Origin of the sequence: Pseudomonas saliphila (genome assembly GCF_008638345.1) — a bacterium.
GTDB classification, from domain to species: domain Bacteria; phylum Pseudomonadota; class Gammaproteobacteria; order Pseudomonadales; family Pseudomonadaceae; genus Halopseudomonas; species Halopseudomonas saliphila.
The window spans coordinates 52,082-67,045 of the sequence record NZ_VTVA01000011.1; the positions used below are offsets into that span (position 1 = coordinate 52,082).

Genomic DNA, 14,964 nt, shown 5'->3' on the forward strand with positions numbered 1-14,964 from the left:
GTATCAGACAGCTCGGGAGTGCCCATGTCAGAGAAATTGAGCGAACAAGATGAGCAACCCTCTGCGCCGGCTTGCACCCTTGACTATATGGAGCTGGGCGTGGAGCTCGGCGAGCCAGTTCGGACGAGCCAAACCTTGCCTGAAGAGGTCGCTCTCGCGGTGAGTTACAACGGCATAAGCCAGGCGGTGATGATGGTCACGCCTGATGCGCTTGAAGACTTCGTGATTGGATTCAGCCTGACCAGTGCCATGGTGGTCTCACTTGGGGATATCTATGACATCAGGCTGAGCGGTGAGGGCGAAGAGCGACGAGCGGACCTGGAAGTGAGTAGCCGTGCGTTCTGGGCCATCAAGCAGCAGCGTCGTCATCTGGCGGGTAACAGCGGTTGTGGGTTATGTGGTGTAGAGGCCCTGGACCAGGCGCTGCCGAAACTGACCCCGCTCGAACGGGGCGCGCTGCCTGATTCTGCTCTATTAGAAAATATGCGTGATCGCATCGCCGATGCGCAAATACTTGCACGCCAGAGTGGTGCACTGCATGCCGCGGTATTCGTCGACCGAGCGACTGGTGACATCCTGTTATGTCGCGAAGACATCGGCAGACATAACGCCCTCGATAAACTCATAGGGGCTATCTATCGAAGCTCGCTGAGTCCGAGTGCTGGTTTCGCGGTAGTGACCAGCCGCTGCAGTCTCGAACTCATACACAAAGCCGTGCGTGGACGAATCTCCACCCTGGTGTGTCTGTCCGCGCCCACCGCCTTGAGCGTACAGTGGGCACGGGCGCACGGGCTGAACCTGATTCACATTCCACATCGCAGCAGGCCACGGGTGTATAGCCCCGCGCCTTCGAGTTAGATTCATTGCTGCGTTGCTGCAGATGCAAGAGCCCGTGTGCAAAGACTTCCCGATGGTGCTTTGTTTGTTTGGCTCACTGAGCCTTGAGCAGCGCCTCCACTTCGCCAGGCGTAAGTACCTTGCCTACCGATACGACCTTGTCGTCGATCGCCAGGGCAGGGGTAGACATCACGCCGTGGGCGGCGATATCGACCACATCGGTTACTTTGATGATCTCTGCGTCAATGCCCAGATTGCGTGATGCCTGCTGAGCGTTCTCAGTGAGCGCGACGCATTTCTTGCAGCCGGACCCGAGTATTTTGATGATCATGGATAGTGCTCCTTGAATGGATCAGAGAAACAGATAGCTGAAGGTGTTGAACAGATAACCAATCAACATGATGCCGATCACCACAATGCTGAAAAACATTACCAGCAGGGGCGTCTTGACGACTTTTTTGAGCATGATCAGTGCGGGCAGCGACAGTGCGGTCACCGCCATCATGAATGCGAGCACGGTGCCGAGGCCGACTCCCTTGGCCACCAGCGCCTCCGCAATCGGTAAGGTCCCGAATATGTCGGCATACATCGGCACGCCGACCAAGGCGGCCAAGGGCACCGACCACCAGTTGTCCTGACCTATCGCGGCAGAGATCAGATCTTGTGGAATCCAATTGTGAATTGCCGCGCCAATACCTACGCCGATCAGGATATACAGCCAGACTTTCTGGATGACATCGGCGACCTGCTCTCGCGCATAGCTTAGGCGGTCGCCAAGCGTCAGTTGTTCCAGCGGAAGATCCAGCGCCTTGTGCTGGGTAACGAACGCTTCGACGTATTGTTCCATCCGTGCCTTGCCTATCAGCGAGCCGCCGACGACGGCCAGGACGATACCGACCACCACGTAGGCCAGCGCGATAGACCAGTTGAAGATGCTGGCAAGCAGGATCATGGATGCCAGATCGACCAGCGGCGATGAGATCAGGAAAGAAAAGGTGACTGCCAGTGGGAGTCCCGAGCTGGTGAAGCCGATGAATAAAGGGATCGATGAGCAGGAGCAAAACGGTGTGACCGTACCGAGCAATGCGCCGGTCAGGTTTGCCCTGAAGCCGCGCATACCGCCGAGAATTTGCCGGGTGCGCTCAGGAGGAAAGTAGCTCTGCACCCAGGAAATCGCGAAAATGAGCACCGACAGCAAAATGAAAATCTTGATCACATCGTAGATAAAGAAGTGCAGGCTCCCGCCCAGACGGCTGGACATGTCCAGGCCGAACACGTCTTCGACCAGCCGTTGCACCAGATAGACGAGCCAGTCCATGCGCAACAGCTGGTCATTCAGCCACTGGAAAACAGCCATTGTCGTTCCTTCAGCTAGCGGGCAGAGCGCGCTCGTACCAGGCGCGGCTATTGTTCACAGTGCGTACCAGCCAGAGCATAACTGGCACTTCGATCAGCACACCCACGACGGTAGCCAGCGCTGCGCCAGAGTTGAAGCCGTAGAGCACGATCGCCACCGCCACTGCGAGTTCGAAGAAGTTCGATGCGCCGATCATGGCGGAGGGTCCGGCGATATCATGCCGCACCTTCAGCTGGCGGTTGAGCCAGTAGCCCAGCGCGGCGATGAACAGCGTTTGCAGCAGGATGGGTACCGCGAGCATGGCGATGATCAGCGGCTGTTCGACAATGGCTTCCCCCTGGAAGGAAAACAGCAGCACCAGCGTGGCCAGCAGGGCGATGGTAGAAAATGGCTGGATGCGAGACAGCGTGGTCTGAAAGACGTCCTCGCCCCGCTTGCGCAGACGGTTCCGGATGAACTGAGCGATGCTCAACGGGATGACGATATACATCACCACCGACAGGATGAGCGTGTCCCAGGGGACGGGAATTGACGAAACGCCGAGCAGCAATGCAACGATGGGCGCAAAGGCGAAGACCATCACTACGTCGTTTACCGCTACCTGAGTAAGGGTGAAGTTGGCGTTGCCGTTACACAGGTTGCTCCAGACGAAGACCATCGCGGTGCAAGGGGCCGCGCCGAGCAGGATCAACCCCGCCACGTAACTGTCGATCTGATCAGCCGGCAGCCAGCCGGCGAACACGTGACGTAAAAACAACCAGGCCAGAAAGGCCATGGTGAAGGGCTTGATGGCCCAGTTCACCACCAGGGTGATACCCATTCCCGCCCGGTGCTGGAAAACCTCATGCAACGCACTGAAGTCGATTTTCATCAACATCGGAATGATCATCACCCAGATCAGTACGCCGACCGGAATGTTTACCTTGGCGATCTCGAGGGCACCGACGGCTTGGGCCGCTTCCGGGGCGAACAGGCCGATCAAAGTGCCGGCAACAATGCACAGAAAAACCCATAGGGTCAGGTAGCGCTCGAAAAAGCCGATCGGTGCACCGGCAGCTTTTTTGCCAAGGGTTTCGCATTGGGTAGACATAGAGCGTCGCTTATCTCAAAGGGTGAAACGGGTCTTGGGTAAGGAGTGGCGCGGCGTTGAGCTAGCAGCTGTCGCCTAGCTCGCTACGCATATACGTTTTTTCGAATATGAACCGCTGGCCGGTATTATGCAAGCGGTTGTTATCGCACGGGGGCGTCTTATATCGTGTAAATATTCGCTTTACAGTATATATGCAAATCAATATATTCGGCTCTTGCGATAGCGCTGTCCGTTCGCACCGGTACGTCAGTTGCGTACCGGTCCACTCGCCATCAAGCAGCGAGCGGGTGAGGATCAGGGTGAAAAGCGCGTGACGAGGTAAATCATGGTTGAACATCTAACGCCAGCCACTGTGTTCAAGTGTCTGTCCGATGAAACCCGGGCCCGCATCACATTGTTGATTGCCGGTGAAGGGGAGTTATGCGTCTGTGAGCTGACCGCTGCGCTGGAGCAGAGCCAGCCCAAGATATCGCGGCATCTATCGCTGCTGAGAGGGTGCGGCATCCTTGAGGACCGGCGGCAGGGTCAGTGGGTCTACTACCGTCTGCATCCGCATTTGCCGGACTGGGTGCATGACATGCTGCAGGTGGTGCTGTTGGCCAACAAACGATGGATGCGCCCTGATGCCGAGCGACTCGAAGGCATGCGCGACCGCCCTGGGCGGTTGGCGGCCTGCAGCTGATAGAGCGGCGCCCAGGAAGGCTATGTCCCGGCTTGAAGCAATACTGAAATAGCGCGAATCGGCGCCCTGATGCGGAAAGAGATATGAACGACACCTTGCCCAATATCGATCCTGAGCTTATCGACCTGCCAAGCGCGGACAAGCTCGGGCTGTCTGGAGACCTGGCGCATAAGCCGCGCATCTTGCTGCTGTACGGCTCCAACCGTGAGCGGTCGTTCAGCCGTTTGCTGGTTCGGGAGGCGGCCCGCCTGCTGCAAAGCTTCGGCTGCGAAACGCGGATATTTGATCCATCCGGGCTGCCACTACCCGACGACGCGCCAGATACCCACCCCAAAGTGCGGGAGCTGCGCGACCTCATGCTCTGGTCTGAGGGGCAAGTGTGGTGTTCGCCGGAGCGTCACGGCGCGATGAGTGCGGTGTTCAAGGCACAGATCGACTGGGTCCCGCTGAGTCTTGGCGCGGTGCGGCCTACCCAGGGCAAGACCCTTGCGGTGATGCAGGTCTGTGGTGGCTCGCAATCGTTCAATGCGCTGAACCAGATGCGCGTGCTGGGGCGCTGGATGCGCATGATCACCATCCCCAACCAGTCATCGGTGCCCAAGGCGTTTCTGGAGTTTGACGAGGCGGGGCGCATGAAGCCTTCGGCCTATTACGATCGGGTAGTCGACGTGATGGAAGAATTGGTCAAGTTCACGCTACTGACACGGGGGCGCGGTCATTATCTTGTCGATCGCTACTCGGAGCGCAAGGAGTCGGCCGAGGCGCTGTCATCACGGGTCAATCAGCGCTCGATCTGAGATCTGGCAAACATATCATCGCGCCGCAGGCGCCTGACGTAAGGATTCAGCATGACCATCAAAGTAGGCATCAACGGCTTTGGCCGCATCGGACGACTGGCCCTGCGGGCCGCATGGGACTGGCCGGAATTCGAGTTTGTGCAGATCAACGACCCGGCAGGTGATGCAGCGACCCACGCGCACCTGTTGAACTTCGATTCCGTGCACGGCCGGTGGCAGCATGAGGCGACAGCTGAGGGCGATCACATCCTGATCGAGGCCAAACGCATCCAGGTCACCGCCAACAAGGCGATTGCCGATACCGACTGGTCCGCCTGCGATCTGGTGATCGAGTGCAGCGGGAAGATGAAAACCGTTGCGGTGTTGCAGGGCTATCTGGATCAGGGCGTCAAGCGCGTGGTCGTCAGTGCGCCGGTGAAGGAGCCTGGCGCGCTGAACGTCGTGATGGGCGTCAACGATGAGCTGTTCGATCCCGCGCAACATCGGATCGTCACCGCTGCGTCCTGCACCACCAACTGCCTGGCGCCGGTGGTCAAGGTGATTCATCAGAATCTCGGTATTCGGCATGGCTCCATCACGACCATCCACGATCTGACCAACACCCAGAGCATTCTTGATCAGCCGCACAAGGACCTGCGTCGCGTCCGCGCTTCAAGCATGAGTCTGATTCCGACCACCACGGGCTCGGCCACCGCCATCGCCGAGATATTTCCCGAGCTGCGCGGCAAGCTCAATGGCCACGCCGTGCGCGTCCCGCTGGCCAATGCCTCGTTGACCGATTGCGTTTTTGAGGTCGAGCGGGAGACCACGGTGCAAGAGGTCAACGATCTGTTCAAGGCGGCGGTCAGCGAAGGGTCGTTGAAAGACATCCTGGGCTACGAGGAGCGCCCTTTGGTCTCCATCGATTATCGCACCGACCCACGTTCCTCGATTATTGATGCACTGTCGACCATGGTGGTTAACGGGACCCAGGTGAAAATTTATGCCTGGTACGACAACGAATGGGGCTACGCCAACCGCACTGTTGAGCTGGCGCGCAAGGTCGGGCTGGCCGGCTAATTCGTCGCTGTCAAAATAACTCGGATCCGATTCATGCAAGCCATTGCTCTCCTTTCCCCGGAAGTCCGCCAATACCTGGTGGTGACAGGAAACTACTGGGCCTTCACCCTGACTGACGGGGCGTTGCGCATGCTGGTGGTGCTGCATTTTCACCAGCTGGGGTATCTGCCCCTGCAGATTGCGATGTTGTTTGTCTTTTATGAGATTTTCGGCGTCATCACCAATCTGGTCGGTGGTTGGCTAGGCGCGCGCCTGGGTTTGAACCGGACGATGAACATAGGCCTGGCCCTGCAGGTGGTGGCGCTGCTGATGCTCACCGTCCCCAGTGTCTGGCTGGCGGTCCCCTGGGTCATGGCGGCGCAGGCGATGTCCGGTATTGCCAAGGACCTCAACAAGATGAGCGCCAAAAGCTCTATCAAGTTGCTGGTTCCCTCCGCTGCCCAGGGCACGCTGTACAAGTGGGTGGCACTGCTCACCGGATCGAAGAATGCACTGAAAGGCGTAGGCTTCTTTCTCGGTGGCGTGCTGCTGGTGTGGCTGGGATTCCGCGGGGCCGTGCTGGCCATGGCCGTGGTGCTGGCGCTGGTCTGGATTAGCAGCCTGGTATTGCTGAAAAAGGATCTCGGCCGGGCGAAAGCCAAGCCGAAGTTCAAGGACATCTTGTCCAAGAGCCGGGCAATCAACGTGTTGTCGGCCGCACGTATGTTTCTGTTCGGGGCGCGGGATGTCTGGTTCGTGGTCGCGCTGCCGGTTTACCTGGCGAGCACCTTCGGTTGGGATCACTGGCGCGTAGGCGGCTTTCTGGCGGCCTGGGTCATCGGCTACGGTATCGTGCAATCCTTCGCGCCGTTGATAACCGGGAAGGCGCGGGGCCATGTTCCGGATGGTCGGGCTGCATTGGTGTGGGCATTGCTGCTGGCCGGATTGCCGGCAGCTATTGCGCTGGGTCTGGGCGCTGAGCTCCCGGCGCAATGGGTGCTGCTCGGCGGTCTGATGCTGTTTGGCGTGCTGTTCGCGGTCAACTCCTCACTGCATAGTTACCTGATCGTTTCCTATGCCAAGGAAGACGGGGTGTCGCTGGATGTGGGCTTTTATTACATGTCGAACGCCATGGGCCGGTTGATTGGGACGGTGCTGTCGGGCTGGGTATTTCAAGCCTACGGACTGGAAGCCTGTCTCTGGGTTTCAAGTGTCTTTGTGTTGTTGGCCGCTTTGATCTCGATTGCGTTACCGCGGCACGTGCCGGTGGAATCCTGAGCGTTGTCTTGATTCGTTGAAGCGGGACCGGCAGATGGCAAGCCGGCCCGCACTTCTTGTGTCCATGCGGCGAGGTCTCAATTGCCTTTCAAAGGCTCAGCCCGGGTATTCGAATACCGCGTTCATGGTGACTCCTGGTCGTCGGCCCAGCGGTCGGCGGCCTCAAGGTCGCTGAACCGGCCTTCCACCCAGTGGCTACCGGCTGCGGTGTGTTCCTTTTTCCAGAAGGGCGCGCGGGTTTTCAGGTAGTCCATGATAAAGGCACAGGCTTCGAAGGCATCCTGCCGGTGGGCGCTGGCGGCAGCAACGAACACAATGGGTTCGGCCAGTTCCAGCTGCCCGACACGATGTACTACGTGTACTGCCTGCAGTGGCCAGCGTTCGCCAGCCAGCTCGGCAATACGTTGGAGAGACTTTTCGGTCATGCCGGGGAAATGCTCGAGAAAAAGCCCCTGCACCGTCTGCTGTTGATTGAAGTCGCGTACATAACCGGTGAAGCACACCAGCGCGCCGATAGCTGCATCGCCGGCATGCACGCTGTTGGTCAGTTCACCCGGATCGAATGGTGCAGTCTGCACCTTGATAGTGATCACGACTAACCTCCGGTAACCATGGGGAAGAACACCACTTCATCGCCTGCCTTGACCGGCGTGTTCAGCGAGCACATTTCCTCGTTCAGCGCACACATCAAGGTGGAGTCTTCGAGGATGGTCCAGGGTGCGCCGCGTCTTGCGAGGTGATCGCGCACATCTCCGAGGGTCCGCCAGTCCTGCTGCCAGTCCAGTTGCAGCCGTTCAGTCTGCAGCTCTTCCTTGTATTTAGCGAAAAACAATACGGTGATCATCACGGGCTCCTGTCAGTCCTGGTTGTTGCGCAGATAGTGGCCGGATTTGCCGCCAAGCTTTTCCTGCAGATGGACATGTTGGATCTGCATATCCTTGTCCACCGCCTTGCACATGTCGTACAGCGTCAGTGCGGCGATCGAGGCGGCAGTGAGGGCTTCCATTTCAACGCCAGTTTGGCCGGCCAGCTTGCAGGTAGCGGTGATCAGCACATGCTCCGGCGGCCGGGCTTCCAGATTGACCTTGATGCTGGTCAGCAGCAGCGGGTGGCAGAGGGGAATCAGTTCATGGGTGCGTTTTGCGGCCTGGATGCCGGCGATACGCGCGACGGCAAACACGTCCCCCTTGGGATGGCCGCCGTCCTGGATCATGGCCAGTGTCTGCGGCCTCATCTGCACCAGCGCCTCGGCGGTGGCCTGGCGTTCGGTGACTGATTTGGCCGTGACATCAACCATGTTGGCGCGGCCCTGGTTATCGAGATGGGTAAGCATGTGCAATCCTATGGTGGCGCCTGGGCCAGCAGTGCGAGTTCGTTGAAGTTGCCCAGTCGCGGGTCGTCGGGCGGGTAATCCAGCGCGACGGGTTCAAGGTCAAGCAAGGCCCGCTGAACGCTGCGCTGCCCGGCCTGCCACTGCGCCTGCAGATTCAACAACAGGGCCGTGGGTAGCAGACTGAACAGCGGTTGCCAGTAACCCTCTTGGCGAATCATTACCGGGCGCTTGCCTGCGTGTCGTTGCAGATCCTGCAGGAGCTGACTGTCGATCAGGGGCGCATCGCAGGGCAGCACTAACAGGTATGGGTGCTGCGCGATTTTCAGCGCTTCAATGATGCCGATAAGCGGTCCGGGAAAATCGTCACTGGGGTCGCTGATCAACTGGTCGGCCAGCGTGCGGTAACGCTGGTGGTTGCGATTGCAGGAAATGATCAGGTCATCGGTCAGCGGCTGGGCCACGCGCTGCACATGTTCAATCAGCGCATGCTCGCCCCAGCGTACCCAGCCTTTGTCCTGTCCACCCATCCGCTGCCCGCGACCGCCGGCCAGCAGCAGGATGCTGCAGCGTGCCAGAGCTAGAGGGGTAGGGCGGTGAGTGCCGGACATGCTCAGTAGTACCTGTTCGAGGGGTTATGGATGTTCGCTATGCTCAATAGTGTGTCACAAACGGCTGTATTTGAAGCGTGGCCCCATCCCGGCGTTGAAACAAAAAATATACATTCGCAACACCGTTCCGTGAAGCCAGGCCTTGCGCTGCACTCAAATGCCTGGGGGAGTCAGTAGTATGGCCTCTACCCGGTCGATGGCTTAGGTCGCACGTCGACTGCGTGCGAATGTCGGTGACCGATTGCTGCGTCGCTGTATTTACTGCATATCCGAAGACATGACCTTTCTGCCGCGCCAACAGGTGCTGACGTTGTAATGAGAGCAGCGGTCGACCGGCGCGTTATGTGCGCCTGCAGCATCACCCGCAAACCCGTATTGGTTTCATCTCCCCGCATAATCATAACTTCAGCCGTACCCGCAACCGGGTACGGCTGACCGCCGAGGGTCGCTTGCTGTTATATCTGGGCAACGATCATGACCTGGATATGCGTGCCTTACTGCGGTGGCATCCGCTGGCTGACCCTTCGGTGCTTGAGGCAGTCAAAACAGCCCTGAAATACAAGCTAGAACGCCATGGTATGCGAAGCTTTTCCGGTGCATTTTCGCGGGTGGTGGGCTTGGATGCGGCTCACTCTCGTGACTTGGCAACATCTGGCTATACTTGAGCGGTGAGGGTGCCCGCTTGCTCTGAAGTCAGGTCAAGATGGCTAGCACCGTCCATAACAGGAGCGTTCCCATGTCAGGCACATTTGAAGTTTACGAGGACAAGAAAAATGAGTTCCGTTTCCGGCTCAAGGCCGGCAATGGCCAGGCGCTTCTCTCCAGCGAAGGGTATAAGAACAAATCCAGCTGCTTGAATGGTATTGAATCGGTCAAGAAAAATGCGCTAGACGCAGCCCGCTACGAAAGCAAGGACACCGCCGCCGGCAAGTTCATGTTTAATCTCAAAGCGGCAAATCACCAGGTGATTGGCACCAGTCAGTCCTATGCCTCGGCTGCTTCTCGCGACAACGGGATCGAGTCAGTGAAAAACAATGCCCCCGAGGCGAAGGTCGTTGATGTTGACGGCTGACCGGTGACGAGGGCGCGGCCATTCTGTGCGTCCCTGATACCTATCGACAGCTCGCTCGGCGGTTTCGGACAGTAGCTTGCCGTAGGTCATTGATTCCCCTTTGTACCAGACACAAAAAAGACGCCTGTAGATTGCTCTTGAGTAATCCGGCGATATGACGCTGAGCGGTGCGTCGAGCGATCTCTGGGTGCAGAGCAAGTAGCTCTCCCAAGCTCAGGCCGTCATTGGTTGCCTGGATGCTGCTCAATCGTTTGGTGCTGGATGACATGACAGAAGTGGCGCCATATTTGAACAATATGGCACCGTTATGGCGCGGTTTGAGGAATCGCGCCCTATGCGGAGTAGATTGTGGCGCGGTTCTGCTTGCAAGCACCTTGAGTGGAATACCCCATGGCATACCGGAGCTCATGGGCCGTCGTGGGCGCTATCAAATATTGATGATGCCGAAATCCCGTGCTCACTGGATTGCAGGCACAAAAAAAGACGCCCGGAGGCGTCTTTATTTGCTTTATTTGGTGGAGCCGGGGGGATTTGAACCCCCGTCCGCCAGTCCGCCGCTGTCGGTTCTACATGCTTAGCCATCTCAACTGAGTTAACTCCTCACCGCCCGAGTGGCAGGGTGTTTGGAGCGAGTTGTGTAAGTTTTTAGCCGCTTCGTCCACAACGTACTAGGCGACGATTCTGTTCTATATGACAATCATTTCGAGTTTACAGAAATCCTCTAATGATTGCTGGAGCCGAAGCTACCAGTAGTGCGACTAGGCTGCTTACGCAGCTAGTTGAGCACCGTAATTGTCATCATTGGCAATTATAGGTTTTGCAACAGTTTATTTACGAGTTCTGTTACCAACTCGGCATGCCCCTCAAGTTTTGTAACCGTCGTCGAATCCTAATCGGCCCCAAAACCATCTTGGTACGGGACGGAGTGTAACGTAAGCGGAGAGTGTTACCAAGGGGGGGGATGTTTCAAAAAGCTACCAGCGCAAAGAGGGGAGCGTCTACCTCACGGACTGAGTTACCAGAGACTTCCCGGCTACGCGAGCATGCCAGGCGAGGGCCGGTCATGCGACGCGCAACGTTTATATATCAGCGGTGATTTTCGCGCACTATCCTGGCTTTGTCACGCGCCCAGTCGCGATCTTTTTCAGTTTCGCGTTTATCGAAATCCTTCTTGCCGCGTACCAGGGCGATTTCACATTTCACAAGGTGTCGCTTCCAGTACAGCGCGATGGGCACACAGCTAAAGCCTTTCTGCTGAACGCCAGTGAGCAGCTTGTCCAGCTCGCGCGCCTTGAGTAGCAACTTGCGGGTGCGTGTCGCGTCGGCATACACATGGGTGCTGGCGGTCGTTAGCGGCGTGATGTGTGCGCCAAGCAGGAATGCCTCGCCGTCCTTGAGCAAAATGTAGCTGTCGACCAGCTGGACCTTCCCGGCCCTCAAGCTTTTGACTTCCCACCCGGTCAGGGCAACGCCCGCCTCGAAGCGATCTTCGATGAAGTATTCGTGTTTGGCCTTCTTGTTCAGCGCGATGGTGCCGCTGTTGGCCTGGGGTTTCTTTTGGTTGCTCATAGGCGGCGTATTATAGGGAGTGAACATTGATTCGGCTATCACCGTCATCGCCCGCTCTTGTGGCGACTGCGCAGAATCTGGACAATGCCGTTCTTTTCCAATATGGATCGGGCATTCAGATGGCCAACGAAAGCGTATCGATACATGGAATCTGGTCAAGTCGGTGGGTGTTTATCCTGGCGGCGACTGGATCGGCGGTGGGCCTGGGCAATATCTGGAAGTTCCCTTACATGGCGGGTGCATACGGCGGCGGTGCCTTCGTGCTGGTGTATCTGGTGTGTATCGCGCTGATCGGCCTGCCGATCATGCTGGCGGAAACGGTGCTCGGCCGCCGCGGGCGACAGAGTCCGGTCAATACTCTACGCAGCCTTGCGGTGCAATCCGGCGCCTCCCCGCGCTGGTCCTGGGCGGCGACCATGGGCATGACTGCCGCCTTGCTGATCCTCTCCTTTTATAGTGTGGTCGCGGGCTGGTCGCTGGATTACATCATTGGAATGGGGCGGGGCGAGTTCGCCGGTATTGACGGAGCGGGAGCCGGTGCGCGTTTCGATTCGATGACGGCAGATCCCTGGCGGCTGACGCTATGGCACACGCTGTTCATGCTGGTAACCGGTTATATCATCGCCAAGGGCGTGGTCGCGGGGCTTGAGCGAAGCCTGCGGATCATGATGCCGCTGCTGTTCGTCTTGCTGGTCGTTCTGCTCGGTTACAGCCTGACCACCGGCTATTTCATGCAAGGCGTCCAGTTCCTGTTCCACTTCGATTTATCCCAGGCGCGGGCGGGCATTCTTGCAGCGATGGGCCATGCGTTCTTTACGCTGAGCATTGGTGTCGGCTCAATCATGGTGTTCGGCTCATACATGCCGAAGAAGTCCTCCATCGGTGGCACGGTGCTCACGGTCGCGCTACTGGATACAGTGGTCGCGCTGACCGCCGGCCTAGCGTTGTTTCCGATCGTGTTTGCCGCCGGTCTGGAGCCCTCTGCGGGTCCAGGGTTGATGTTCGTCACGCTGCCGATTGCCTTCGGCAATGTGATGGCGGGCCAGGTTTTCGGGGTGATTTTTTTTGTATTGGTCGCTATTGCGGCCTGGAGCTCGGCGATTTCCATGCTTGAGCCGGCGGTCGCCTTCTGGATTGAGCGCTCCGGAAAAAGCCGTGCGCGAATTACCGCCGTCATCGCCAGTATCTGCTGGGTGGTCGGGCTGGGGTCGGCGCTGTCCTTTAACGTGCTGGCAGATGCCAAGTTTTTCGTCGTGGATGCCGATGGCTGGAGGCTGTTTGCCTGGGGCGCCGAAGGCGGCAAGACGTTCTTCGATACCGTTGACTATGTGACCAGCCGCATCATGTTGCCGCTGGGCGGGCTGTTGTTTGCATTGTTTGCCGGCTGGGTACTGGGGCGCGACGTGTTCAAGGCAGAGCTGGGGCTAAAATACCCGCGGCTGTTCCCGGTGGTGTATTGGTTGCTACGCTATGTGGCACCTGTCGGCGTGGCGATCGTATTTGTCACAGAACTCTACAATTGAAGTGCCCATGACTCATATCCAACGTTCTGCATTGCTGCCCTATCCGGCAGAGAGCCTGTTCGAGCTGGTCAATCGTGTTGAGCGCTACCCGGAATTTCTCCCCTGGTGCACGGCTGCAGAGGTTCTGGAAGAAAGCGAGCACAGCATGCGGGCAAAGCTGACAGTAGGCAAAGCGGGTATCCGCCAGTCATTCACGACGGTCAATCAGCTTGAGCCCGGTTCCAAGATTGATATGCATCTGGAAAACGGACCTTTCACCTCTCTGCACGGGGTCTGGGAGTTCCGCGCCCTGAGTGATCACGCTTGCAAGATCAGTCTTGACCTGCAATTTACATACTCGGGGCCGGTGGTGAAGGCGACACTGGGACCGCTTTTCAATCATGCCGCCAACACGCTGGTCGAAGCGTTCTCGCAGCGCGCCAAGGAGCTCTACGGTGGTTGATAAAACCATAGCGGTGGAGGTGGCCTACGCGCTACCGCAGAAACAGAAAATAATCAGTCTGGTGGTGCCAGAGGGTACAACCATGCTGGAGGCAGCGCGGCTGTCGCGAATCGACGAGCATTTTCCCGAGCTGGATATCGAGCAGAGTGCCATGGGGGTTTTTGGCAAGACGGTGCCCAAGCCGGCGGAACGGCAGCTTAAAGCGGGAGAGCGCGTGGAGATTTACCGCGCGTTGATTGCGGACCCCAAAGAGGTTCGCAAGCAGCGGGCCGCCAAGGCTAAAGAGGCCAAGGCGGAAGAGGCAAAACAGGAATAGAGCAACTCAGGTCGACGGATCTGAGCATCTTGCGATGCTGCTTCCGCTTCACATGGCCAGGTTATTCGCCGGTGCCCAGTGGTGCACCCAGATCAACCGGATAGCTTTCGGTCGTGGGTGTTTCCGGACTCTGGCCACGCATGATGGCTTCGTCGCGGCTGGTGCCAGGCTGGAAATCGCCTGCAAGCCCTACCAGTTGGTCGTTTTCAAAGGTCAGGCTGACGCGCTCCTGCTCCCGGGTATCATGACCGGCTCGCATGCTGTACAAATAATCCCAGCGGTTCGGCGCAAAGGTATCCTGGATCAGCGGCGTACCCATGATAAAACGGACTTGCCGAGTGGTCATACCTGGGCGAAGCTGGTCAATCATTTCCTGCGTGACTACATTGCCCTGCTGTACATCGATTTTATATACGCCAGGAAAGCCACAACCAGCGAGGCTCAAGGCAGAGGTACATATAAGGACACAGAGGATTCGGTTCAGACTGTTTGGCATCGCGTGGTAACATCCACTATCGTGAGTCGGCTGAATGGCCTTGAATCATACCCGACAGATCCCGCCCTGCGAAGCGCTGAACGAGAAACTACCCATGGTTGAAAATCAAGAACTGCGGAAAGCTGGCCTGAAAGTCACGCTTCCGCGCGTCAAGATCCTGCAGATGCTGGATAACTCACCAGACCGCCACATGAGCGCCGAAGACGTCTACAAGGCACTGATGGAAGCGGGTGAGGATGTCGGCCTTGCCACCGTTTACCGGGTATTGACCCAGTTCGAATCCGCCGGTCTGGTGGTGCGCCACAATTTCGACGGTGGACACGCTGTATTCGAATTGGCCGATGGTGAGCACCATGATCATATGGTCTGCCTGGATACCGGTGAGGTGATCGAATTCTACGATCCGGAGATCGAGCGCCGCCAGCACGAGATCGTCAAGGAGCACGGCTACGAGCTGGTGGACCATAATCTGGTGTTGTACGTGAAAAAGCGCGTCTAAAAAGACGCTTTCGGTGGCAATAACATA

At 57.8% G+C, this 14,964-nt stretch carries 18 protein-coding genes, 1 other RNA gene and 2 pseudogenes; 11 read left to right on the top strand and 10 right to left on the bottom strand.

Features of this window, described 5'->3' with window-relative positions; all coding sequences use genetic code 11:
* Positions 1–87 precede the first annotated feature (87 nt).
* Complete coding sequence (gene fdhD / locus FHK95_RS12890; RefSeq protein WP_235906781.1) at positions 88–858, top strand: formate dehydrogenase accessory sulfurtransferase FdhD; 771 nt, start codon at positions 88–90, stop codon at positions 856–858.
* A gap of 73 nt (positions 859–931) precedes the next feature.
* Here the strand turns inward: fdhD and FHK95_RS12895 are convergent, their stop codons facing one another.
* From FHK95_RS12895 to arsB, 3 genes are read right to left on the bottom strand one after another with little or no spacing between them, the layout of a single operon-like run.
* Entirely contained in the window at positions 932–1,168 is a 237-nt protein-coding gene (locus FHK95_RS12895) for a thioredoxin family protein (protein ID WP_150305046.1), read from the bottom strand.
* A 21-nt stretch (positions 1,169–1,189) separates the two neighbouring features.
* Positions 1,190–2,194 (bottom strand): permease, encoded by a 1,005-nt coding sequence (locus tag FHK95_RS12900; RefSeq protein WP_150305047.1) that lies wholly within the window; start codon positions 2,192–2,194, stop codon positions 1,190–1,192.
* 10 nt (positions 2,195–2,204) lie between these two features.
* Entirely contained in the window at positions 2,205–3,284 is a 1,080-nt protein-coding gene (gene arsB, locus FHK95_RS12905) for an ACR3 family arsenite efflux transporter (protein WP_150305048.1), read from the bottom strand.
* Positions 3,285–3,609: 325 nt separating this feature from the next.
* On the opposite strand from arsB, the gene FHK95_RS12910 reads away from it, so the two are divergent.
* The 4 genes from FHK95_RS12910 to arsJ all read left to right on the top strand — a co-directional run bounded on the left by FHK95_RS12910 (position 3,610) and on the right by arsJ (position 7,079).
* The gene (locus FHK95_RS12910) at positions 3,610–3,966 is read left to right on the top strand and encodes a metalloregulator ArsR/SmtB family transcription factor (RefSeq protein WP_150305049.1); all 357 of its coding nucleotides are present in this window, start codon (positions 3,610–3,612) and stop codon (positions 3,964–3,966) included.
* Positions 3,967–4,049: 83 nt separating this feature from the next.
* Entirely contained in the window at positions 4,050–4,763 is a 714-nt protein-coding gene (gene arsH, locus FHK95_RS12915) for an arsenical resistance protein ArsH (RefSeq protein WP_150305050.1), read from the top strand.
* Between the two features lie 51 nt (positions 4,764–4,814).
* Complete coding sequence (locus tag FHK95_RS12920; RefSeq protein WP_150305051.1) at positions 4,815–5,822, top strand: ArsJ-associated glyceraldehyde-3-phosphate dehydrogenase; 1,008 nt, start codon at positions 4,815–4,817, stop codon at positions 5,820–5,822.
* A 33-nt stretch (positions 5,823–5,855) separates the two neighbouring features.
* The gene (gene arsJ / locus FHK95_RS12925) at positions 5,856–7,079 is read left to right on the top strand and encodes an organoarsenical effux MFS transporter ArsJ (RefSeq protein WP_150305052.1); all 1,224 of its coding nucleotides are present in this window, start codon (positions 5,856–5,858) and stop codon (positions 7,077–7,079) included.
* 122 nt (positions 7,080–7,201) lie between these two features.
* Here arsJ and FHK95_RS12930 read toward each other — a convergent pair whose 3' ends face one another.
* Genes FHK95_RS12930 through mobA form a run of 4 tightly spaced genes read right to left on the bottom strand, consistent with a single transcriptional unit; the run spans position 7,202 to position 9,020 of the window.
* Positions 7,202–7,669, bottom strand: coding sequence for a molybdenum cofactor biosynthesis protein MoaE (locus tag FHK95_RS12930; protein WP_150305122.1), 468 nt, complete (start codon positions 7,667–7,669; stop codon positions 7,202–7,204).
* 5 nt (positions 7,670–7,674) lie between these two features.
* Positions 7,675–7,923 carry a molybdopterin converting factor subunit 1 gene (gene moaD / locus FHK95_RS12935; protein ID WP_150305053.1) on the bottom strand — a complete coding sequence of 83 codons (249 nt, stop codon included), beginning with the start codon at positions 7,921–7,923 and terminating at the stop codon, positions 7,675–7,677.
* Positions 7,924–7,935: 12 nt separating this feature from the next.
* Positions 7,936–8,412, bottom strand: coding sequence for a cyclic pyranopterin monophosphate synthase MoaC (gene moaC, locus FHK95_RS12940; protein ID WP_150305054.1), 477 nt, complete (start codon positions 8,410–8,412; stop codon positions 7,936–7,938).
* Between the two features lie 8 nt (positions 8,413–8,420).
* Entirely contained in the window at positions 8,421–9,020 is a 600-nt protein-coding gene (gene mobA / locus FHK95_RS12945) for a molybdenum cofactor guanylyltransferase MobA (RefSeq protein ID WP_150305055.1), read from the bottom strand.
* A 317-nt stretch (positions 9,021–9,337) separates the two neighbouring features.
* Between mobA and FHK95_RS12950 the strand changes: the two are divergent.
* Both FHK95_RS12950 and FHK95_RS12955 read left to right on the top strand, forming a co-directional pair.
* A pseudogene (locus FHK95_RS12950) lies at positions 9,338–9,685 on the top strand (hypothetical protein); the annotation flags it as partial.
* Between the two features lie 71 nt (positions 9,686–9,756).
* Positions 9,757–10,092, top strand: coding sequence for a YegP family protein (locus FHK95_RS12955; protein WP_150305057.1), 336 nt, complete (start codon positions 9,757–9,759; stop codon positions 10,090–10,092).
* Positions 10,093–10,605: 513 nt separating this feature from the next.
* Here the strand turns inward: FHK95_RS12955 and ssrA are convergent.
* Positions 10,606–10,993, bottom strand: a transfer-messenger RNA (tmRNA) gene (gene ssrA, locus FHK95_RS12965).
* A gap of 185 nt (positions 10,994–11,178) precedes the next feature.
* On the bottom strand, positions 11,179–11,661 hold the full coding sequence (gene smpB, locus FHK95_RS12970; protein WP_150305123.1) for an SsrA-binding protein SmpB: 483 nt from the start codon (positions 11,659–11,661) through the stop codon (positions 11,179–11,181).
* A 119-nt stretch (positions 11,662–11,780) separates the two neighbouring features.
* Here smpB and FHK95_RS12975 point away from each other — a divergent pair, with 119 nt between their 5' ends.
* From FHK95_RS12975 to FHK95_RS12985, 3 genes are read left to right on the top strand one after another with little or no spacing between them, the layout of a single operon-like run.
* Positions 11,781–13,184, top strand: a complete 1,404-nt coding sequence (locus FHK95_RS12975) for a sodium-dependent transporter (RefSeq protein ID WP_150305059.1) — start codon at positions 11,781–11,783, stop codon at positions 13,182–13,184.
* A 7-nt stretch (positions 13,185–13,191) separates the two neighbouring features.
* Positions 13,192–13,626, top strand: a complete 435-nt coding sequence (locus FHK95_RS12980; RefSeq protein ID WP_150305060.1) for a type II toxin-antitoxin system RatA family toxin — start codon at positions 13,192–13,194, stop codon at positions 13,624–13,626.
* Positions 13,619–13,942, top strand: a complete 324-nt coding sequence (locus tag FHK95_RS12985; protein WP_235906777.1) for an RnfH family protein — start codon at positions 13,619–13,621, stop codon at positions 13,940–13,942. The genes FHK95_RS12980 and FHK95_RS12985 overlap by 8 nt, the downstream gene beginning before the upstream one ends.
* A 112-nt stretch (positions 13,943–14,054) precedes the next feature.
* On the opposite strand, the pseudogene FHK95_RS12990 reads toward FHK95_RS12985, so the two are convergent.
* Positions 14,055–14,438: pseudogene (locus tag FHK95_RS12990) on the bottom strand (outer membrane protein assembly factor BamE); the annotation flags it as partial.
* Between the two features lie 94 nt (positions 14,439–14,532).
* On the opposite strand from FHK95_RS12990, the gene fur reads away from it, so the two are divergent.
* On the top strand, positions 14,533–14,937 hold the full coding sequence (gene fur / locus FHK95_RS12995; protein ID WP_150305124.1) for a ferric iron uptake transcriptional regulator: 405 nt from the start codon (positions 14,533–14,535) through the stop codon (positions 14,935–14,937).
* Positions 14,938–14,964 lie beyond the last annotated feature (27 nt).